General features: G+C 72.9%; 20 protein-coding genes. 6 read left to right on the top strand and 14 right to left on the bottom strand.

What is annotated here, in order from left to right; genetic code table 11:
- Window positions 1-146: 146 nt before the first annotated feature.
- From ACWD38_RS12200 to ACWD38_RS12190, 3 genes are all read right to left on the bottom strand, one after another.
- Window positions 147-1,316, bottom strand: coding sequence for a L,D-transpeptidase (locus ACWD38_RS12200; RefSeq protein ID WP_343071151.1), 1,170 nt, complete (start codon window positions 1,314-1,316; stop codon window positions 147-149).
- 297 nt (window positions 1,317-1,613) lie between these two features.
- A complete protein-coding gene (locus tag ACWD38_RS12195) occupies window positions 1,614-2,627 on the bottom strand; it encodes a chymotrypsin family serine protease (RefSeq protein WP_184475962.1) in 1,014 nt (337 codons plus the stop codon).
- Window positions 2,628-2,759: 132 nt separating this feature from the next.
- The gene (locus ACWD38_RS12190; RefSeq protein WP_184484548.1) at window positions 2,760-3,866 is read right to left on the bottom strand and encodes a UDP-N-acetylmuramate dehydrogenase; all 1,107 of its coding nucleotides are present in this window, start codon (window positions 3,864-3,866) and stop codon (window positions 2,760-2,762) included.
- A 37-nt stretch (window positions 3,867-3,903) separates the two neighbouring features.
- Between ACWD38_RS12190 and ACWD38_RS12185 the strand changes: the two genes are divergently transcribed.
- The 3 genes from ACWD38_RS12185 to purU all read left to right on the top strand — a co-directional run bounded on the left by ACWD38_RS12185 (window position 3,904) and on the right by purU (window position 6,353).
- Window positions 3,904-4,422, top strand: a complete 519-nt coding sequence (locus ACWD38_RS12185) for a DUF2505 domain-containing protein (protein WP_184475960.1) — start codon at window positions 3,904-3,906, stop codon at window positions 4,420-4,422.
- A gap of 35 nt (window positions 4,423-4,457) precedes the next feature.
- On the top strand, window positions 4,458-5,324 hold the full coding sequence (locus ACWD38_RS12180; protein ID WP_450124076.1) for a class I SAM-dependent methyltransferase: 867 nt from the start codon (window positions 4,458-4,460) through the stop codon (window positions 5,322-5,324).
- A gap of 162 nt (window positions 5,325-5,486) precedes the next feature.
- A complete protein-coding gene (gene purU / locus ACWD38_RS12175) occupies window positions 5,487-6,353 on the top strand; it encodes a formyltetrahydrofolate deformylase (RefSeq protein WP_184484543.1) in 867 nt (288 codons plus the stop codon).
- A gap of 12 nt (window positions 6,354-6,365) precedes the next feature.
- Here purU and ACWD38_RS12170 read toward each other — a convergent pair whose 3' ends face one another.
- The 6 genes from ACWD38_RS12170 to ACWD38_RS12145 all read right to left on the bottom strand — a co-directional run bounded on the left by ACWD38_RS12170 (window position 6,366) and on the right by ACWD38_RS12145 (window position 9,846).
- Window positions 6,366-6,935, bottom strand: a complete 570-nt coding sequence (locus tag ACWD38_RS12170; protein ID WP_184484541.1) for a YbaK/EbsC family protein — start codon at window positions 6,933-6,935, stop codon at window positions 6,366-6,368.
- Window positions 6,936-6,968: 33 nt separating this feature from the next.
- Window positions 6,969-7,745, bottom strand: a complete 777-nt coding sequence (locus tag ACWD38_RS12165; RefSeq protein WP_184484539.1) for an alpha/beta fold hydrolase — start codon at window positions 7,743-7,745, stop codon at window positions 6,969-6,971.
- Between the two features lie 11 nt (window positions 7,746-7,756).
- On the bottom strand, window positions 7,757-8,074 hold the full coding sequence (locus tag ACWD38_RS12160) for a DUF2516 family protein (protein WP_416309375.1): 318 nt from the start codon (window positions 8,072-8,074) through the stop codon (window positions 7,757-7,759).
- 109 nt (window positions 8,075-8,183) lie between these two features.
- Window positions 8,184-8,894, bottom strand: coding sequence for a hypothetical protein (locus ACWD38_RS12155; RefSeq protein ID WP_184484537.1), 711 nt, complete (start codon window positions 8,892-8,894; stop codon window positions 8,184-8,186).
- 5 nt (window positions 8,895-8,899) lie between these two features.
- Window positions 8,900-9,319, bottom strand: coding sequence for a helix-turn-helix domain-containing protein (locus ACWD38_RS12150; protein ID WP_184484535.1), 420 nt, complete (start codon window positions 9,317-9,319; stop codon window positions 8,900-8,902).
- 137 nt (window positions 9,320-9,456) lie between these two features.
- Window positions 9,457-9,846 carry a VOC family protein gene (locus tag ACWD38_RS12145; RefSeq protein ID WP_184484533.1) on the bottom strand — a complete coding sequence of 130 codons (390 nt, stop codon included), beginning with the start codon at window positions 9,844-9,846 and terminating at the stop codon, window positions 9,457-9,459.
- A 228-nt stretch (window positions 9,847-10,074) separates the two neighbouring features.
- Between ACWD38_RS12145 and ACWD38_RS12140 the strand changes: the two genes are divergently transcribed.
- The gene (locus tag ACWD38_RS12140) at window positions 10,075-10,617 is read left to right on the top strand and encodes a CGNR zinc finger domain-containing protein (protein WP_184484531.1); all 543 of its coding nucleotides are present in this window, start codon (window positions 10,075-10,077) and stop codon (window positions 10,615-10,617) included.
- Here ACWD38_RS12140 and ACWD38_RS12135 read toward each other — a convergent pair whose 3' ends face one another.
- Window positions 10,618-11,826 (bottom strand): DUF445 domain-containing protein, encoded by a 1,209-nt coding sequence (locus tag ACWD38_RS12135; RefSeq protein WP_184486122.1) that lies wholly within the window; start codon window positions 11,824-11,826, stop codon window positions 10,618-10,620.
- A 204-nt stretch (window positions 11,827-12,030) separates the two neighbouring features.
- Here ACWD38_RS12135 and ACWD38_RS12130 point away from each other — a divergent pair, with 204 nt between their 5' ends.
- Window positions 12,031-13,200 (top strand): pyridoxal phosphate-dependent aminotransferase, encoded by a 1,170-nt coding sequence (locus ACWD38_RS12130; RefSeq protein ID WP_450124075.1) that lies wholly within the window; start codon window positions 12,031-12,033, stop codon window positions 13,198-13,200.
- A 105-nt stretch (window positions 13,201-13,305) separates the two neighbouring features.
- On the opposite strand, the gene ACWD38_RS12125 is transcribed toward ACWD38_RS12130, so the two are convergent.
- The 4 genes from ACWD38_RS12125 to ACWD38_RS12110 all read right to left on the bottom strand — a co-directional run bounded on the left by ACWD38_RS12125 (window position 13,306) and on the right by ACWD38_RS12110 (window position 18,206).
- Window positions 13,306-15,930, bottom strand: coding sequence for a CHAT domain-containing protein (locus ACWD38_RS12125; protein WP_450124074.1), 2,625 nt, complete (start codon window positions 15,928-15,930; stop codon window positions 13,306-13,308).
- Window positions 15,927-16,415 (bottom strand): hypothetical protein, encoded by a 489-nt coding sequence (locus tag ACWD38_RS12120; RefSeq protein WP_450124073.1) that lies wholly within the window; start codon window positions 16,413-16,415, stop codon window positions 15,927-15,929. Before ACWD38_RS12120 ends, ACWD38_RS12125 begins: the two co-directional genes overlap by 4 nt.
- The gene (locus tag ACWD38_RS12115; protein WP_221315976.1) at window positions 16,412-17,005 is read right to left on the bottom strand and encodes an RNA polymerase sigma factor; all 594 of its coding nucleotides are present in this window, start codon (window positions 17,003-17,005) and stop codon (window positions 16,412-16,414) included. Before ACWD38_RS12115 ends, ACWD38_RS12120 begins: the two co-directional genes overlap by 4 nt.
- Before the next feature lie 73 nt (window positions 17,006-17,078).
- A complete protein-coding gene (locus ACWD38_RS12110; protein ID WP_450124072.1) occupies window positions 17,079-18,206 on the bottom strand; it encodes a S8 family peptidase in 1,128 nt (375 codons plus the stop codon).
- Between the two features lie 266 nt (window positions 18,207-18,472).
- Between ACWD38_RS12110 and ACWD38_RS12105 the strand changes: the two genes are divergently transcribed.
- Window positions 18,473-19,342 carry a hypothetical protein gene (locus ACWD38_RS12105; RefSeq protein ID WP_450124071.1) on the top strand — a complete coding sequence of 290 codons (870 nt, stop codon included), beginning with the start codon at window positions 18,473-18,475 and terminating at the stop codon, window positions 19,340-19,342.
- Window positions 19,343-19,367 lie beyond the last annotated feature (25 nt).

The following is a 19,367-nucleotide window of genomic DNA, read 5'->3' as shown; positions in this document are numbered from 1 at the left end:
ACGCTACCCCGGAGCCCGCGGCGACCGGCTCGAACGCCGAGCGGCTGGTGACGCTGTTCACAGCCGGGGATCGGCACCGGGCATGAAAAAGTCCCGCGAGGGCGGATCGAACCGCCCTCGCGGGACCGGGAAAGCGCAGCGCTAGATCACAACGCGGACTTCTGCTGCCACTGCTCCCAATCGATCATCCAGTCGAAGACGTCGAAGCGCGGTTCCATCGTGGTGACCGCACCGGTGACCTCGATCGGGTCGCCGATCAGCGCGCCGTCGAAGTAGGCCTTCGCGTCCGCCTCGGACAGGTTGATGCAGCCGTGCGAGGTGTTGACCTTGCCGAGGTTGGCGCGGTTCTCCTCGTTCTCGTGGATGAACTCACCGTGGTTGGACATCCGCACGGCCCACTTCTTCTCCACGTCGGTGTAGCCGTAGCGGGGGTTGTCCATGATCTCGACGGGGTTCTTCTGCATCACCATGTAGGTGCCGTTGGGCGTGTTCAGCTCCGGATCGTGGTCCTTGCCGTAGCTGGCCGGGTAGCTCGCGATCTGCTTGCCGTCCTGCTCGACGATCATCTGGTGCGTGGACGCGTCCGCCTTGACGATCTGCGAGCGGCCGACGGAGAACTTCGTGGTCAGGTCGGAGCGCCCGTACTCGCCCTCGCCGTAGTGCACGCCGTAGAGGTTGGCGTCGACCTCGACCTGGGTTCCCGCGGGCCAGTACTCCTTCGGCCGCCAGTCCACCTGCTTGTCCGACAGCCACGCCCAGGCGCCCTCGACGGGCACGGACGGCCGCACCTGCAGCGCGCGTTCCGCGGCGGCCTTGTCGGTGACGGGCTGGTCGAACTTGACGCTGATCGGCATCGCGACGCCGACCTCGGTGTGGTCGGTCGGGTTGACGGTGGCGCGCACCGTCTTCGCCGGGGACACGGTGGTGAAGCTGCCCTGGACCGGGACGCTCTGCCCGTCGGTGCCGGTGGCCTCGCCGGACCAGGTGTAGGTCTTGCCGTAGCCGAGCTGCTCGCCGGCGGTCCAGCTGAGGCCGTCGGCTGCCAGTTCGCCCTCGACCTCCTTGCCGTCGCCGTTGGTCAGCGCGACGTCGTCGAGCTTGCCGCGTTCGACGCTGACCTTCACCGGCGCGGCCGGGTTGACGTCGCCACCGCCGCCGGGTTCGAGGTGCACCTTGGCCGCGGGCGCCTGCGCCTGCGCGCCACCCCCGGTGCCACCTCCGCCCGAGGACTGCGACCCGCAACCCGATATCAGCAGCACGGCCGCCAACGCGCCCGCCAGCGCAGTCCACAGCAGCCGTACCCGCGACCGACCCACCCTGCTCAGCACTCCTTGACCCCGATCCGTTCCGACATGGTTCTCACTACTCGAAGACGTCCGGCGACCAGAAAAGATGTCGCCGATCAACAGTGTGTCGGGTCACAGCATCGCCGCTGCGAGCGCCCCCGGGCCGCGCGAACCGCACGATCGGGCGGGACCGGCTCACTCGACAGGGCCATGACCAGGGGGAAGGGCGCTCGCCGACCGTGATCGACATCGGGCGCGCGCGGTCGCCGCGAGAACTCGATCGCGCGAACGATCACATCCGTGGGCTAACTCACCGCACATCCGCGATCACACTTGGAGCTGGCGGTGCAGCACGCACAGCTCCACGTCGAGCTCGGCCAGCACGTCCACGATGGGGCTGGCGAAGCCGGTCATCCCGCTGCGGGTGCCCGCGAACAGCAGCCCGACGACCCGGCCGTCGTGGTTGACCACCACACCGCCGGCGTCCCCGGGACGCAGGAAGCACCCGGCGGAGGCGGGGCAGTCGATGCGGATCTGCTCGCGCAGCACCCGCACGCCCAGCGCCGCGCCGTGGTCCACCCGCAGCGTCACGTCCACCGAGGTGACCACTCCGCTGGTGACACCGCTGCCGTAACCGCACTTGCGCACCGGCTCACCCGGATAGGCGGCGCACTGCCCCGTCACCGGACCGATGCCGGGAATCACCGGGGAATGGCCGACGCCCCTGCCCAAGGTGACGGCCGCCGCGTCCACCCGGCCGGACAGCGCGCCGCGGGCCAGGTCCGCGTACACGTGCCCGGTGTCCGGGTCGACCATCCGATCGCCGACCGCCCAGCCGTCGTCGAGGCAGGCCACGTCGAACGTGGTCAGGCCCATCGTCGCCACCGCGGGCGGATGCCCGACGACCAGCGCGCCCAGCGTCCCGGTGCGCCGGTACCGGCCCGCGTAGCGGGCGTCCGGCGGCGCCAGCTGCACCGAGCGGCACGGCGCCAGCCCGTCCCCGCCGGTGACCGCGCCGTCGTGCGCGAAACCGCGCCCGCGCAGCGCCACCGATTCCTCGGCGCAGGTGTGCGCGTGCTGCAGCAGCGGCTTTTCCTCGATGACGTCGGTGGGGATGCCGAGCACGTCCGGGGGGACGTGCGTGCCCGGCCACACCCGGTCGGGAGGACGTTTGCGCGCGACGGACACGACGATGCCCTGCTCACCGGTGAACCGGCCGGCGGTGCGCTTCTCACCGATGTCGACCGCGGTGACGCCTGGGAGGTCCAGCAGCTGGTCCTCGACCGCGCGCTTGATCGGCCTGATGACCGCTCTGTCCCGAAGTTCCCTGATGCTGAGCATGGCGGCCCCCTCCAGCAACCATTTAACACTCAGGGTTAATCAATAGTCACGAAGAGTCACTCTTCCGGCCGGTCAGCAGGCGGGTGAATCCGGTCGGCACCACACCGGAACCGCGCTTCGCGCCCCCACGCCTCAGAGCGAACAGTCCACCAGGACGGGCTCGGGCGCCAGTGACACGCCGAACGCCGAACGCACCCCGTCGCGGACTTCACGCGCCAGGTGGAGCAGGTCGGCGGTGCTCGCCGAGCCCCGGTTGGTCAACGCCAGGGTGTGCTTGTCGGACAGCGCCGCGCGCCCGCCGGGGCCCGCGTGGCCCTTGCCGAACCCGGCGCGGTCGATCAACCACGCGGCGGAGAGCTTCGTGCGCCCGTCCGAAGCCGGGTACTGCGGCACCCGCTCGTCCGGTCCCACGCGGGCCGCGATCAGCTCCAGCACTCCGGGCAGCTCGTCGGCCGCCACGATGGGGTTGGTGAAGAAGGAACCCGCGCTCCAGGTGTCGTGGTCCTCGGGGTCGAGCACCATGCCCTTCGTGCGCCGTAAGCGCAGCACGGCCTCGCGCACCCGGGTCACGTCGACGCGGGCGCCCGGCGTCACGTCGAGTTCGCGGGCCAGCTCGGCGTACCGGATCGGCGCCGACTCCCCGCCGTCGCGCAGCAGGTAGCGGGCGCGCAGCACCACCGCGTCCGCGGTGTGCTTGAGCACGCTGCCCCGGTAGACCAGCCCGAGGTCGTCGGCCAGCACCGTGCGGATCCGCCCGGTGTGCCGGTCCAGCAGGTCCACCGAGACGAGCATCTCGGAGATCTCCACGCCGTAGGCGCCGACGTTCTGCACCGGGGTGGCGCCGGTGAGCCCCGGGATCCCGGACAGGCACTCCAAGTTGCCCAGCCCCTGGTGGACGGTGTCGGCGACGACGTCGTCCCAGTCCTCGCCCGCTTCGACGGTGAGCTGCACGAATCCGTCGACGATGTCGTAGCGGCGACCGCGGGTGGCGATCCGCACGACCCGGCCGTCGAAGCCCCCGTCCGCGATCACGAGGTTCGAGCCGCCGCCCAGCACCAGCAGCCGCTGACCGGCCGCGTCGGATTCCCGGACCGCCTCGGCCAGCTGGTCGGGGTGTTCGGCCAGGACGAACTCGGCGGCCGGGCCGCCGAGGCGCAGCGTCGTGTGGCCGGACAGGGCGTGGGGCGTCGGCTCGCCGGTCGGCGGCGCGCCACCGCTGGTTCCTTCGGCGCCGGACATCGAGGGGTTCACGATTGCCAAAGGTAACCTTCCGCCCATGGCACGCCGCATCGAGCACCGCAGCACCTCCGAGTGGCCCGCGTCGCAGGTGCATGCGGCGCTCATCGACCTCGACTATCTGCGGGAGCGCCTCACCGAGCTCGGGGGTACCCGCAACGAGCTCGTGGAGCACGCGGTGGACGGCGACGCGGTGCGCTTCGAGGTGCGCCAAGGCGTGCGCACGGACTCGCTGCCGCCGGTGGCGCGCACCGTCGTGGGCGCGGGTGACCTGGTGATCGACCGCAGCGAGTCCTGGCGGCGCGAGGAGGACGGGCACTACACCGGCGAGATCGCGGCCGAGGTCGCCGGGGTGCCGTGCACGGTCGGCGGATCGATGTGGCTGCGCGACCTGACCGACGGCGCCGACGCCAGCGAGTTCGTCGTCGAGGGCGAGGTGCGGGTGAACGTGCCGTTCGTCGGCGGCAAGCTCGAAGACCTCGTGGCCGACCAGGTGCAGAAGCTGCTGGCGGCCGAGGAGCGGTTCACCACCGAGTGGCTGGCCCGCCGGCCCGCCTGATCTCGGATGATCTCCAACACCTGGGCGGGAACCGCATGAACCAGCCCCGCAAGCGGGCTCCCCGGCTGGCGGCCGGACGTGCCCGCGCGCTCGGCGTGCCCACCCGCGGCACCACGAACCCGAACCGGCTGCGCCGCGTGGACCGCTGGATCGCCGGCACCCCGTGGGTGGCCCGTTCGCTGTCCTCGGCCGCGGATCCGCTGGTCATCGACCTCGGGTTCGGGGCGACCCCGGTGACCACCGTCGAACTCGCGGCCCGGCTGCGCCCGGTGCGCCCGGACGCGCGGGTGTTCGGCCTCGAGATCGACCCGGATCGGGTGACCGCGGGCAAGGCCGTCGCCGACCCGCCCGCGCTGGAGTTCCGCCGCGGTGGCTTCGAACTCGCCGGGCTGGCCGCGGGCATCGGCGGCCAGGACGGCCCGGCGCTGGTGCGGGCGCTCAACGTGCTGCGCCAGTACACCGAGCCGGAGGCGTGGAAGGCCTGGGACGAGCTGCGCGGGCGCCTCGCCCCGGACGGGCTGCTGGTCGAGGGCACCTGCGACGAGATCGGGCGGCGCTGCTGCTGGGTCGCGCTGGACCGGTCGGGACCGCGGACGCTGACGCTGGCCTGCCTGCCCGGGGACCTGGAGCGGCCCTCGGACCTGGCGGAGCGGCTGCCGAAGACGCTGATCCACCGCAACGTGCCGGGGGAGAAGGTGCACGCGCTGTTCACCGACCTCGACGCCTGCTGGGCGAGGGCGGCGCCGCGCGCCCCGTTCGGACCGCGAGCGCGCTGGGCGGAGTCGGTGCGGCTGCTCGCCGCGCTCGGCTGGCCGGTGCGGGACCGGCCGCGGCGGTGGCGGCTGGGCGAGCTCACCGTGGATTGGGCCTCGGTCGCGCCCCTGCCCGGCGACGGTTCCTGAGCGACCGCACCGCCCCGGACCGGACGTCGCGCTGCCCGGCGGCGGTCACCGCGCGTCGCCGTCGTCGCTCGGCGGGCGACCACCGGAGGGGTCCGACACGCCACGACCGGTCAGGGCGGCTTCGCTGAACGCGCAGCTGGGGCAGTGCGATACTCCGCAACCGTGCCCTCTCGATTCGTCATCACCCTCGGTTGCCCGGACCGCACCGGGATCGTGGCGCGCATCGCCTCGTTCCTCGCCGAATGGGGCGGTTGGATCGTGGAAGCCGGGTACCACACCGATCCGGAGACCGGCTGGTTCTTCACCCGCCAAGAGGTGCGCGCCGACTCGTTGCCGTTCGGCGTCGCGGAGCTCCGGGAGCGCTTCGCCCGCGTCGCCGACGAGCTGGGCAGCACGAACTGGCGGGTGAGCGACACCTCCGAGCGGCGCCGGGTCGTGCTGCTGGTCTCCAAGGAAGGGCACTGCCTGCACGACCTGCTCGGGCGCGTCGCGTCCGGGGAGCTCGACGTGGACCTGCGGGCCGTCATCGGGAACCACCCGAGGTTGCGCGCGATCACCGAGGCGCACGGGGTGCCGTTCCACCACGTGCCGTTCCCCTCCGGAACCGACCAGGACGCCGAGGACGGCGCGTTCCACGAGGTCCGGGCGCTGGTCGAGGGCCACGACCCGCACGCGATCGTGCTGGCCCGGTTCATGCGGATCGTGCCGCCCGAGGTGTGCGAGGAGTGGGCGGGCCGGGCGCTGAACATCCACCACAGCTTCCTGCCCTCGTTCGCGGGCGCCCGCCCGTACCACCAGGCGTACGCGCGCGGTGTGAAGCTCGTCGGGGCGACCTGCCACTACGTCACCCCGGAGCTGGACGCGGGGCCGATCATCGAGCAGGACGTGACGCGGGTCGATCACACCGACGCGGCCACCGACATGGTCCGCAAGGGTCGCGACATCGAGAAGATCGTGCTGGCCCGCGGGCTGCGCGCGCACCTGGAGGACCGCGTCCTCGTGCACGACAAGCGCACGGTCGTGTTCTGAGCCCCGCGCCGGTCAGTCCGCCGGGATCTCCCGGCCCAAGCCGTCCAGGACCTCCGCCGCGGGCAGCGCGGACAGCAGCGCACCCGAGACGATGATCTTGGATCGGCGCAGGCCGCTTCCGACGACCAGGGCAGGAGCGGACGCCACGGCCTGATCCACCAGGACCGGCCACTGCGCGGGCAGCCCGAACGGCGTGATCCCGCCGAACTCCATCGACGTCAGCCGCACGGCCTCGTCCATCGCCGCGAACGACGCCTTGCGCACGTCGAGGCGGCGCTTGACCACGCCGTTGACGTCGGCGCGCGCCGTCGCGAGCACCAGGCACGCCGCGTACCGGACCTCCCCGCCGCGCTTGCCCGCGACGATCACGCAGTTCGCCGACAGCTCGGGCGGCGATCCGTACCGCGCGCAGAACGCCGCGGTGTCGGCGAACTCCGGGTCGATCTCGGCGACCCCGACCAGCGACGCCTCCACCGGCGGGAACGCGGTCACCGCGTCGCGCACGGGATCGGCGAGCAGCTCGGGACGGTCCGGCGCGGGGGCCACCGCGAGCGTTCCCGCGGCGAGCGACCAATCAGCCATGCACCGACGATACGAGCGCGGGCGGCTACCGCCTCAGCTGCCCAGGAAGTCGCCCAGCAGCGCCCGCAGTTCGCGCCGGTGCGTGAACATCGGAGCCACCGACGGCAGCACTTCCAGCCGGGCTCCGGGGATCGCTGCGGCGGTCCGCCGCGCGGCGGACACCGGGTGCAGCGGATCGTCGGTACCGGTCACGACCAGCACGTCCGCCCGCACCGAGCTCAACGCGGCGGCGTCGTCGAGGACCGGCCGGTCCGCCAAGGCGTGCAGCGCCGGGCCGAGCCTGCGCAGCGCGGCCACCCGGAGGTCGAGGTGTTCGCCCAGGTCCACGCCGGGAGGGAACTCACCGGCCACCCGCTCGCGCAGCGCGGCACCGCCGTCGGACTCCGCCGCGTCGACCGCCTCGGCCAGCCGCTCCAGCGCCCACGCCGAGGACACCTCGCGCGCTCCGTCCACCACGGCGGGCAGCAGCAGCGCGAGCCGTTCGAACCGGTCCGGGAGGGTCGCGACCGCCCTCGTCAGCGCACCCGTTCCCAACGAGACGCCGACCGCGCGAGTGGCGCCGGTGGCATCCGCCGCGGCCAGCACGTCCGCGGCCAGCACGCCGTGATCCCAATACCCCGCAGGCGGGTCGGCCGCCTCGCCGTGGCCCGCGAAGGTGAGCACGACGCGCGTGCCCGGCAACCCCGAGGCGGGGATGCGTGCCTCACCCGGCGTCGCGCCCAGGCCGTGCGCCACCAGCGTGATCGGCTCGCCCCTGCCGTAGGAACGCCACCGGGCACCGGAAGGAAGCGCGCCGGCAGCGGGCGCCACCGAGCCCTCGGCTACCAGGAGCTGCCCCGCTGCACGTCGGTGACCTTCGGGCGCACGTCGAGCAGGTAGACCAGGACGCCCACCAGCCCCGCCAACCAGATGATCGTGATCGGCCCGCTGGTGAACACCGCCAGCATCACCAGCCCGGCGCCGGTGATGCCCAGCCACGCGGGCTTGGACAGCTTGCCGACCGCGGTGAACGCGTCGGCCCGCTGCAGCAGCGCGTGCACGAAGGCGTACAGCCCGAGCGGCAGACCGGCCAGCCAGATGACCTTCAGAATCCAGAACTGCAGCAGCAACTCCGGCGGACCGCTGAATGACAACTCCACCACTCCACCCTACGTGTGAGCGGGACCCCGGAGTAGCCGTCCCGGGGTCCCGCTCGGTCGTACCGCGCCCGAACCCGCCGCTGCTCGCGGCCGAGTCCGCGGACGCGGCTCAGTTCTCGGACTTGCCGGTCGCCTTCTTCGCGGTGCCGGTCTTCGCTGCGCCGGTGGTCTTCGGCGCGGTCTTCGCCGCAGCGGTGCGGTTGGCGGCCTTGCGGCTGGTGCTGCGGGTCGCGGTCGCCGCGTCCGAACCGGTCTCCTCGACCGCGTCCGCCACGTCGGCCGCCGTCTCGCGGACCTTCTCGGCCGCGACGGTCGTGGTCTTCTCCGTGGTCTCCGCGGCCTTCTCACCCCAGGAGCGGGTGGTCCGGGTGACCTTGCCCAGCACGTCGTCGGCGATGACGCGCGCGTCCCCGACTGCGGTGTCCACCCGGCCCTGCACCTGCTCCAACTGGCTCCACGCCTGCTTGACCTGGGGCTGGGCCTGGATGCGCTCGAAGGTCGTCTCACCCCGGTCGGCGAGGTAGCCGTAGAGCTGCACGGCGGACTGCGTGTAGGCGTCGACGCGCTTGCGCAGCTCCGCCGGGTCGAAGCGCTCCTTGAGGTCGTGGGGCAGCTCGTTGACCCCGGTGCGCGCCGACTCCGCACCCTCGTTCAACCGGCCGCGGAGCTTGCTGAGCGTGTCGGCGATGGTCTGCGCGGCGAGGTCACCGGCGCCGAGCGCGGCGAGCAGCGGGGTGCGCGCCTGCTCGGCGGCTTCGCCGAGCGCGGGACCGGACTGCGCCTGACCGGGGGTCTTCGTGCTGTTCTCGTTCGTCGGCATGATGCTCACTCCTCATCGGGGGAATCGGTGCGGTGCTGGTCCGGCCCGTCGGCGAGGCCGTCGTGTTCGCGCCGGAACGAGGCGTAGATGTCGAGCAGGACCTGCTTCTGCCGCTCGCCCAGATCGGGGTCGGCGATGATGGCGTCCACCACCGGGCCGCCCTCGCGCTGCTCCAGGATCCCGGCCTGCACGTAGAGCGCCTCCGCGGAGATGCGCAGCGCCTTGGCGATCTGCTGGAGGATCTCCGCGCTCGGCTTGCGCAGGCCGCGCTCGATCTGGCTGAGGTAGGGGTTGGACACCCCCGCGCTCTTGGCGAGCTCGCGAAGCGAGATCTGGGCGTTGCTGCGTTGCGCCCGGATGTAACCGCCGAGGTCGCTGACCGCTTGGTTCACGGCCTTGTTGACGGTCTTGTCCACCCGCTCCATCGCCCTTGCTCCTTCCGGCTGCGTTCCACGGTAGCCACGAGTGCTAACTATTGCAAGCAGTCAGCTTGCACCTTCCGAGTGAGACGGCAGGCACTCCGCACAAAGCCGCCACCAGCACCGACACCGCTACCGGCGGATCACTGCTGCGCGCACACGCAGAACGGATGACCGTCGGGATCGGCGTAGACGCGCCAGTTCACCCCCTGCCGATCCGGTGGCTGCGGCAGCAGCCGCGCCCCGGCCCCCACAGCGCGCTCGTGCCCCTCCTCCAAGGTCGCCACCCGCACGTCGACGTGCATCATCTGCGGCCGCGTCCGGTCCGGCCAGGTCGGCGGAACGAAGTGCGGATCGAGCTGGAAGGCCAGCGGCGGACCGCCCGCCGGGTCGGCCAGCTCCACCCAGTCGGGCTCCGCCTCGGCCTCGTCGATCTCCCAGCCCAGCAAGCGCCCGTAGAACTCGGCGAGCGCACGCGGATCGGGGGTGTCGATCGCGAACGCCGCGATCGACAACGGTGCTGCGGTACTCATGGCGAGTCCTCTCCATCGGGAACGGATTCAGCGAGGCGCGAGAACGAGATCGGGCGCCGCGGGCCGAACGGCCGGAGCCGCCCTGCTCAGCGCCTTGCCGTCGCCCCCGCATCGTCACTGCGACGAGCCACATCGTGACATAACCATCGTCTGATCTACAGGGGTTAGTAACCGTCTTGCGAAGTACACGAGTTATCACCGCACGCTGCAACCGGCTAATCGCCTACGATGGTGTTCGTGAACAGCAGAGCCGTCGCTGACCGAGTCCCTGCGAACCACGCCGCGGACCAGGACGCCGAGCGCGACGTCGAGCTGGTGCTGGCCTTCCTCAACACCTGCGACGCCGAAGCCGACACGGACGTCCTGGACTCCGCCGACCAGTGGCGGGAGTGGTCCACCGGACGCGGTCTGGGAGTAGCGGGCGAACGCGGCGCGGCGCGGCGCATCCGCGACGCCATGCGCGGCGCCGTGTCCTACGACCCGTCCGCACCCGCACCCGTCGACACGATCACCTGGCCGGTGCCCGTGGTCCTGCACGACGGCGTGCCGGTGCTCGGCGGGCACGACGCGCTCGGCACCGTGCTGGCCGCGTCCGTGCACCTGGTGCACACCGGCCACTGGAACCGGATCAAGATCTGCCCGGCGGACGACTGCCTGTGGGCGTTCTACGACCGCTCGCGCAACAAGTCCCGCACGTGGTGCTCGATGCGGGTCTGCGGGAACCGGGAGAAGGCCCGCTCCTGGCGCGAACGGCACGCCACCGAGAGCTGATCACAGCAGCAGCTGGGACACCGTGTAGATCACCAGCCCGGCCAGGGCGCCCACGACGGTGCCGTTGATGCGGATGAACTGCAGGTCCCGGCCCACCTGGAGCTCGATCTTGCGGGAGGTCTCCTCCGCGTCCCAGCGCTCCACGGTGTCCGTGATCAGGGTGGTGATCTCGGTGCGGTAGTGCGACACCACGTAAACCGCCGCGCCCTCCACCCAGCCGTCCACCTTGCCGCGCAGCTCCGGCTCCGTCGCCAGCCTGCGCCCGAAACCGCGCAGGCCGTCGCGCACCCGCAGCCGCAGCTCGCTGGACGGGTCCTCCGCGGCGTCCAGCAGCATCCTCTTGGCTGTGCTCCAGGCCGAGCCGACGAGGTTCTGCACCTCCGGGTGCTCGATCACCTGCTGCTTGATCTGCTCGGCGCGCTCCATGGTCTTCGGGTCGTGCTGCAGGTCGTGGGCGAAGTCGACCAGGAACCGGTCCACGGCCTTGCGCATCTGGTGGTCCGGGTCGGTCTTCACCGCCCACGCGAACGACAGCACCTCCGCGTAGATCTTGTCGGCGACCATGCCGTCGAAGAACCGCGGCGACCAGGACGGGGCGCGCTGGCTCACCACGCGCAGCACGGTGTCGTGGTTGTCCCGCGCCCAGTCGTAGGCCCGATCGCAGATGAGGTCGACCAGCTTGTGGTGGGTGCCGTCGGCGAACACCTGCGACAGGATCCGCCCCAACGGCGGCCCCCACTGCTGGTCCAGGACCTTGCGCAGCACCGACTGCTCCAGCACGGCCTGCACGTCGTCGTCGCGCAGCACCTGCACGGCGCCGCGCACCGCGGTGGCCAGCTCCGAGGTGACCCGCTCGGCGTGGGCCTCGTCGTCGAGCCAGGTGCCGACGCGGGCGCCGATCTCGGCGCGGCCCAGCTTGTCCCGCACCACCGGCTCGGCCAGGAAGTTCTCCCCGACGAAGGCGCCGAGGTTGCGGCCCAGCGCGTCCTTGCGGGTCGGGATGATCGCGGTGTGCGGGATCGGCAGCCCCAGTGGGCGCCGGAACAGCGCCGTCACCGCGAACCAGTCCGCCAGCGCACCGACCATGCCCGCTTCGGCCGCGGCCCGGACGTAGCCGACCCACGCGGCGGCACCGGCGTTCTCCTGCCAGCGGGCGATCACGTAGATCACCGTGGCCGCGAGCAGCAGCCCGCCCGCGACGGCCTTCATCCGTCGCAGCGCCCGCCGCTTGAGCTCGTCCGAATCGGGTACCGCTGTCTGTGCCACTCCACGATTGTTGCAGCAGCGGACGGGGAGACCGGTGGGATCGTGCCGGAAACGTCCCCCGGTGACCGTTCGTCGCCTCCCGCGCACGGTGCGCCGCCGCTCGCGCCGAACCGAACAAGATCGAAAAATGCCGGTAGGGTTCCAGCCGTGCGTACTCCCGCCCTCACCTCCCGGTTGCGCCCGTTCACGTCGACGATCTTCGCCGAGATCACCGAGCTGGCCCGCAAGACGGGAGCGGTCAACCTCGGCCAAGGTTTCCCCGACACCGACGGTCCCGCGGGCATGCTCCGAGCCGCGCAGCAGGCGATCGCCGACGGGGTCAACCAGTACCCGCCCGGCGCGGGCGAACCGGATCTGCGGGCCGCGATCTCCGAGCACCGGCAGGCGCACTACGGCATCGAGTACGACCCGGACGGCGAGATCCTGGTGACCGTCGGCGCCACCGAGGCCATCACCGCCTCGATGCTGGCGCTGCTGGAACCGGGTGACGAGGTCGTGCTCATCGAGCCCTACTACGACTCGTACCCGGTGGCCGTCGCCATGGCGGGCGGGGTGCGCCGCACCGTCGGGCTCCGGCAAGGACCCGATCACCGGTTCGAGCTGGACCTGGACGCCCTGCGCGCCGCGGCCGGTCCGCGGACCCGCGCGCTGGTGCTGAACTCGCCGCACAACCCGACCGGCACGGTGCTCACCGACGCCGAGCTCCACGCGATCGCCGAGGTCTGCCGCGAGCACGACCTGATCGCCATCACCGACGAGGTCTACGAGCACCTGCTCTTCGACGGACGGGCGCACACCCCGCTGGCCACGCTGCCGGGCATGGCCGAGCGCACCGTGACGATCTCCAGCGTCGGCAAGAGCTTCAGCGCCACCGGGTGGAAGATCGGCTGGGCGTGCGGGCCCGCGGAGCTCATCGGTGCGATCCGCGCCGCGAAGCAGTTCCTCACCTTCGTCGGCGGCGCCCCGTTCCAGCCCGCCGTGGCGCACGCGCTGCGCAACGAACTGGACTGGGTCCGGGGCCTGCGCGACGACCTGCAGCGCAAGCGGGACCGGCTGTCCAAGGGCCTCACCGAGGCCGGCATGGACGTGCTGGCCTCCGAAGGCACCTACTTCATCTGCGCGGACGTCCGGCCGCTCGGGTTCACCGACGGCGCCGAGCTGTGCCGGGCGCTGCCGGAGCGGGTCGGCGTCGCGGCGATCCCCGTGCAGGTGTTCTGCGACGATCCGGAACCGGTGCGGCACCTGGTGCGCTTCGCGTTCTGCAAGCAGGACGAAGTGCTCGACGAAGCGATCCGCCGCTTGCACGGCCTCGCCTGACTCCCTCTCTGCTGACCTGGTGTGCGGGTCTCTGATCTTGTCCTTCCAGGTGAACGGCTTCGTGTCAGCGGCAACGCCACGGGCTTCCGGGTTAGTGGTGTCGAGTCAGCCTCCGTATCCCAGGCAGAGGAAGCCTGATTCGCCGTAGGTGGCTTGAGCGGTGGCGAGGGCTTCGGCCGGTGGTGCGCCGCCGCGCAGCAGGGAGTGCAGCGCGAGCATCACGTCCGCGGTGCGCTCGTCGGGCACGGGGACGACGCTGGCGATCACGGTCGCCGTGCCGCGCCCGAGCAAGGTGGCGGCCAGACCGGTGAGCTGACCTGCGCGGCCCACCACCGAACGCCCTGCCTCGCACGCCGAGAGCACCACGGTGCGCGGTCCGCGCCGCAGCCGGTCCAGGTCGTAGCCGTAGAGCGGACCGTCCGCGAGGTCCAGGCAGGACAGCAGCGGCTGGTCGTCCCGGAACCGGCCGTGCGCGGCGATGTGCGCGATCCGGGCTCCGTCCACGGCGTCCAGCACCCGCTCCGCACGGGCGTCGATCCCCGACAGCAAGCGCCCGCCACCGGCCGCGTGCAGGGCGGCGACCTCGCGCTCGGCGTGCTCCAGCCCCGGACCGGACACCCACACCGGTTCGCCCGGAGACCGGTCCAGCCCGGCATCCGCCCGGCCGCGCAGCCAGGTCCGCAACGACGGCGCCACCGTCACGCCCCGGCCCCGGCAGGCGGGCAACGCCGCCCACGGCACCGCGTGCAGCGGTCCGGTCGGCACCACCACCAGCCGCCGTCCCGGAGGCAGCGCCGCGAGCACCGGCGCCAGCAGTTGCCGCTGCACGGCCGCCGCCGCCTCGGCGGCACCTCCCGCGTAGACGGCGCCCACCCGGCCGTCGCCCGACTCGGCCTGCCGTGCCAGCAGGTAGCGCAGCCGCTGGGTTTCGAGCACCGCCGTCGCCTCGGCCCCGAGGTCGTGCAGCCGCGGCCGGCCGTCGACGACGGAGACCGCGTGCAGCTCCCCGTCGTGCGCGAACAGGCTGAGCAGCACGTCGTCGCCCAACGCGCTCAGCACCTCGTCGACCCCGGCCACCTGAGCCTCGCCCGCCGAACCCCCGGCGACCAGCAGCGCCCGGTCCCGCACCTGTCGTTCCAGGACACCGATCTCGGACAGCGCGGTCCGCAGCCTGGAACCGTCGGCCGCGGTCGCACCGGACACCGCCGATCGCAGCCGGACCAGCGCCGACCCCAGCTCGGGATCGTCGGGAGGGCGCACCGCTCTCCGGTGCGCCGACCCGAGCCGGTACCGCTCGACCCAGCGCAGCACCAGTCGCGGGTCCTCCGAACGCAGGGCCGCACCGATCGCGACCCCACCGAGCTCCTCGGCGAGGCCGAACGCCTCGATCCGCGGTTCCCAGGCGGCGATTCCGCTCGCGTAGCTCTCCACCGCGCGCAGTCCGCGGCGGCAGCTGTCGAACAGCCTGCCGTCGTCGCCCGCGTCCGCCGCGAGCAGCGCCTCCCCGAGCCAGCCCACGGCGAGCTGCCGGGTGGAACCCGGAACCTGACCACGGCCGGTCGCGGCCAGCTCCAGCAAGGTCCGGGCCGTGACCCGCCTGCCCAGCCGGGTCGCTTCGCGCCCCGCCGCGAGCCACAGCTCGGCGGCGGCCGTGGTCCAGCCGTGCGCCGCGCACGCGTGGCCCGCCCGCTTCGCCGCGGCCAGCGAATACCGCGACACCTGCCCCGCCCGCAGCCGCGCCTGGCACTCGGTGGCGACCGCGAGCGCGGCCCACGAACGCCGCCGCTGCGAGCGGAACAACCTGGCGGCGCGCCGCGCCGGACCGATCGCCGCCTCCGGAGCACCCGCGCGCAGCGCGCATCCGGCGAGCGTCAACCAGGTATCGCCGAGCCGTGCCTCCCTGCCGAGCCGCCGCAACCGATCCGCCGCCCGGTGCAGTTCGCCCCTGGCCTGCTCGTGCAGCCCGGCCTCCGCCAGTGCTTCGGCCCGGTCGATGCGGACCTCCGGGTGCTCGTCCGGATCGACCCCCGCGGCCCGCGCCTCGTCGAACAACCGCAACGCACGCGGCAAGTCCCCGGCCCGCAGCGCCACGCAACCCCGGTTGTGCCTGCACAGCGCGGCACGGCCGTCCCGGCCGTCGGCACCGAACAGCTGCTCCGCCACCGCGAGGTCGGACTCCGCCGCGTCCAGGCCGTTGCGGTACAGGTGCGCCAAGCCCCGCGCGACGTAGGCGTTCGCGGCCCACTGGTGGTCGCGGTGTTCGAGCAACCGCGGTAACGCCGCGGAGAGCGCCACCTCCGCCTCCGCCAAGAGGTCCTGGTGGCACAGCAGCACTCCGCGCAGGCACTCGGCCCGGACCGCGTCCAACCCGGTGAGCTGCTCCGACGCCTCCGCCAACTGCCGCCACGCGGTGTCCGGGTCGCCCCGGTTCAGCTCGATCCACGCCGAGGTCAGCAGCACCTGCGCGGCCCGCTCCCCGAGCCGCGCGCACCGCGCCGCCGACAACGCGAGGCGCACGTGCTGCCGCGCCTCCGCGGACCGGCCCCGCTCCACGGCCGCCAGCGCGCAGATGTGCCGCGCCAACACCCGCAGTTCCCGATCCCCGGCGTGCGCGAGCCAGTGCTCCGCGGCCCGAACCGCGCCGTCCGGGTCGGCGCCCACCTGCTCCCGCCACCGCACGGCGGCCGCGATCGGATCCGCGACCGGCGCCAGCACCACCCCGGCGCTCAACAGACCAGCCAATCCGCCACGGCGGGCGTCGAGCCCACCTGCCGGAACACCACGCCCAGCGGACCCGCCGGAACGTCGGTCGCGCGGAACGCGCCGAACTCGTCGAGCTCCGCGACGCACTCACCACCGGGATGCCGCAGCAGCACGTCCCCTTCCGGCCGCCCCTGTCCGGAGCGGCTGATCACCATGCCGGACGCCCGGAACAACCCCTGCACCATCGGCACCAGGTCCAGCTCCACGATCCGGCCCGGCATCAGGAACGTCAGCACTCGCGGCTCGGGATCACCCGGCCCGGACGCGGACGACCGCACCGGAGCGGGCGCGTCGGCAGAGTCGCCGACCAGCTCCAGCGCCGCCGCGTCGGCCCGACCGCGCGCCAGCCCCGCCGCCGCGTACGCCGCGGTGCGCACCTGCCCGGGTGGTGGATCGCAGAGCTGGAACAGGTCGCGCAGCACGCGCAGCTCGGCGGGCATCCGCGGGCTCATCCCGCTGCCTCCTCGACGCACCCGCCGGTGGCCAGGCGCTCCCGCAACGCGGCGAGGCAGCGGCCCTTCTTCGGGCCGATGCTGCCCCTCGGCATGCCGAGCGCCTGGCTCACCTGCGCGTAGCTGGCGTCCGGGGCCACCGCCACCACCCGCAGCAACTGCTGGCAGCGCCGGGACATCCCGGCGAACGCCTGCCACATCCGGGACACCGCGACCGAACGCAACGCGCTCACCTCCGGGCCGTCGGCGTGATCGGGAATGTCGAACATGCCGGTGTCCCAATCGACCGGCGACTCCCGGTGCCGGGCCTTCGACAACCGCACCGCCTCCCGCCGCGCGGTCGTGGCCAACCAGCCCGGCAACGCCCGTGGATCGCGCAGGTTGCCCAAGTTCTCCGCCAGCGACAGCCAGGTCACCTGGCACACGTCCTCCGCGTCGGCCGCCGTCGGCGAATACGCCCTCGCAGCGGCCCACACCACCGCGGTGTTGCGGTCCACCAGCTCCCGCCAGGCCGCCGCCTCACCGGTCGCGGCGCGTTCCAGCAGATCCGGCGCACCGCCCGGCTCCGAGTTCTCGTGCACGGCGTGCATCTCGCCCCCTCCCCTCATGATCGGGTCACGAGTAAGAGGCGCGAGGACCCCGAACAGATTCATCGCGGGCCGATTAACCCCCGAACGGGTAACGCCGAACGGCGGCGCGCACCGCCTCCCGCACATCGCGACCGTCCCGGAAGGCCGCGGCCACCCCCGCCGCGACCTGCGGCGCTGCGAACGACGTCCCGCTCCAGCGCGCGAATCCGTACCGCCGGGCGCCACCGGTTCCCGGCAGCAGCCGGACGTGGCTGCTCACCACGTCCACCCCCGGCGCGCACGCGTCGACCCAGTCACCCGAGTTCGAGAACCCGGCGAGCGCGCCGTCCGATCCCGTCGCCGCGACACCCACCACCTCCGGCAACGCCGCGGGCCAGAACGGGCGGGACGAACCGTGGTTGCCGGCGGCGGCCACCACCGCGGTGCCGCCGAAGCACTCCAGCTCGGCACGCAGCGCGGGCGGGCACCGATCGCTCGCGGTGTGGCATCCGGCGGTCAGCAGCACCACGTCGATCCGCTCGCCTCGCGCGCCGGATTCCCGCCGCAGCGCCCGCAATCCGGCGACGACGGTCAGATCATCGGTGAACCCCAGCGAGGACAGCACCCGGCGCGGCCGGATCGTGACGCCCGGAGCGTGCCGCAGCAGCACGCCCGAGACGAAGGTGCCGTGCCCCGCCTGCCGGTCCTGATCGTTGTCGTCGTCCGCGTCGAGCACTTCCGGCACCGCTTCGAACCAGTCCCGGTCCGCGAACCACGGATGCGGATCGCACCCCGTGTCGAGGACCGCGACGGTGACGTCCCACCGCTGCCGGACGGGCTCCGCCACGGGTGCCGCCGGACCCGGATCGGCACCGGTCCCGAACATCACCGGAGTGCCGAACATCGTCGTCGAACCGACGTGCACGTGGTTGGCGCTGACCTCCGGCACCTCACCCGCGATGTCGAGGCAGCGGTCCCGTTCGGAGGTCCGCAGCCGGACACGCGCCAGCTGCAGGTCGTCGTCGTGCTCGACGCGGTCCACCCAGCGCCGGAACCGGGACAGCGCCGGGTCCAGCGATCCGCGCGGGGCGATGAGCTCACCCCGGCGGACCAGGCATTCCCCCGGACCGCCGGGATCGTGCACCAGCAGGTCGTGCCCGTAGCGGGCCCAGTGCGCACCGAGCTCCGCGAGCGTCACGCTGGTCCCCACCGTTGGATCCACAGGAGACACTGTGCGATCAGTCACTATGATCGTCCACTTGGGGCATGCTGTCGGGTGAAATCCGACGGCACACCAGTGGCACCGAGCCAGGGAGATTCGCCGCAACCGGTGGTATGACACCGCCTATCCGGGTGGTTGATACCGAGAAGGGCTGCCACCCATCCTATGGCGGAGGGACCATTGATCCCTCGTGCTCGGCGCGATCCGACCGACAGGCGGTGGTGAGGGTGACCGGTAGCTGCGCGCAGCGCAGACACTGGTCCCTCGTGCGCGCGTGGACCGCGCGGAGCCTCGCCGTCGCCGGGATCACCGGCGGCGCTTGGCTGCTGGGAGCCGGTCTCGCCACGGCGGCGCCGAGCGCACCGCAGGTGCACCTCTCGACGGTCCCCGCGGTCGCCGTCACGGCACCCGCCGTCGAAACGGAACCGGAATCCGACGGCGGCGACGAGACCCGGCCCGGTTCCGCCGCGGAGCCCGGCAGCGCTTCGGTCACCGCCGCGGAGACGAACACCGCCCACGACGAACCGACCGCCGCGAACGACGCCGGACGGCAGCTCGAAGTCGCCGAACTCGTCGGCGGCATCGCTTCCGACGTCCACTCCCGGCTCGGCCCGGTCGGCGACCCCGAGGTCACCGACCCCGTCGAGTCCTCGCTCACCGAACCCGACGCCGACCCACCGCGCCCCGCGGAACGACACCCGGGCACCGACGCTCCGCGGCGTTCCGATCACGACGGTGGAGCTCCTCGGCCGACCGCACCGCGGCTCTCCGAGCCCGCACTCCCGCCGGCTCCCGCAGCGGGACCGATCGCAGTGGAATCCGAGCACCTCGCCGACGGCACCGGAACCGACCACGCCAGCCGAGACCGCGGCTCACCGGCACCCCACGCGCACGGCGACCGCGGGCACCCGACCACGTCGACCCCGCAGCCGGTGCCGCCTGCCTGCCCACCGACCGCACCCGTCGCCACCGCGACCGCCGCACCCACCGGCCCGGGCCACGGCCTGCGCTGGACGCACGCCATCCTGCCGACGCAGCCCTGCCTGCCCGGCCCCGTGCGGGCCGCGGGCGGCCACGTCGAAACGGTCGCGCTGCGCGGCATCGCGCTGATCGAGCCGTCCGCCTCACCTGACTGATCCGAACGGATCGCACCGGCCCGCG

The sequence above is a fragment of the Saccharopolyspora sp. NPDC002578 genome, from assembly GCF_053592695.1.
The sequence above is the reverse complement of the archived record's forward strand: the minus strand, read 5'-3'. Positions and strand labels throughout refer to the sequence as shown.

Coding starts and splice junctions, on each gene's coding strand:
- ACWD38_RS12195 (WP_184475962.1), bottom strand. CDS start 2,627: ATGCTCAGCATCAGGGAACTTCGGGACAGAGCGGTCATCAGGCCGATC.
- ACWD38_RS12190 (WP_184484548.1), bottom strand. CDS start 3,866: ATGTCCGGCGCCGAAGGAACCAGCGGTGGCGCGCCGCCGACCGGCGAG.
- ACWD38_RS12185 (WP_184475960.1), top strand. CDS start 3,904: ATGGCACGCCGCATCGAGCACCGCAGCACCTCCGAGTGGCCCGCGTCG.
- ACWD38_RS12180 (WP_450124076.1), top strand. CDS start 4,458: ATGAACCAGCCCCGCAAGCGGGCTCCCCGGCTGGCGGCCGGACGTGCC.
- ACWD38_RS12170 (WP_184484541.1), bottom strand. CDS start 6,935: ATGGCTGATTGGTCGCTCGCCGCGGGAACGCTCGCGGTGGCCCCCGCG.
- ACWD38_RS12155 (WP_184484537.1), bottom strand. CDS start 8,894: ATGCCGACGAACGAGAACAGCACGAAGACCCCCGGTCAGGCGCAGTCC.
- ACWD38_RS12150 (WP_184484535.1), bottom strand. CDS start 9,319: ATGGAGCGGGTGGACAAGACCGTCAACAAGGCCGTGAACCAAGCGGTC.
- ACWD38_RS12145 (WP_184484533.1), bottom strand. CDS start 9,846: ATGAGTACCGCAGCACCGTTGTCGATCGCGGCGTTCGCGATCGACACC.
- ACWD38_RS12140 (WP_184484531.1), top strand. CDS start 10,075: ATGGTGTTCGTGAACAGCAGAGCCGTCGCTGACCGAGTCCCTGCGAAC.
- ACWD38_RS12135 (WP_184486122.1), bottom strand. CDS start 11,826: ATGAAGGCCGTCGCGGGCGGGCTGCTGCTCGCGGCCACGGTGATCTAC.
- ACWD38_RS12120 (WP_450124073.1), bottom strand. CDS start 16,415: ATGAGCCCGCGGATGCCCGCCGAGCTGCGCGTGCTGCGCGACCTGTTC.
- ACWD38_RS12115 (WP_221315976.1), bottom strand. CDS start 17,005: ATGCACGCCGTGCACGAGAACTCGGAGCCGGGCGGTGCGCCGGATCTG.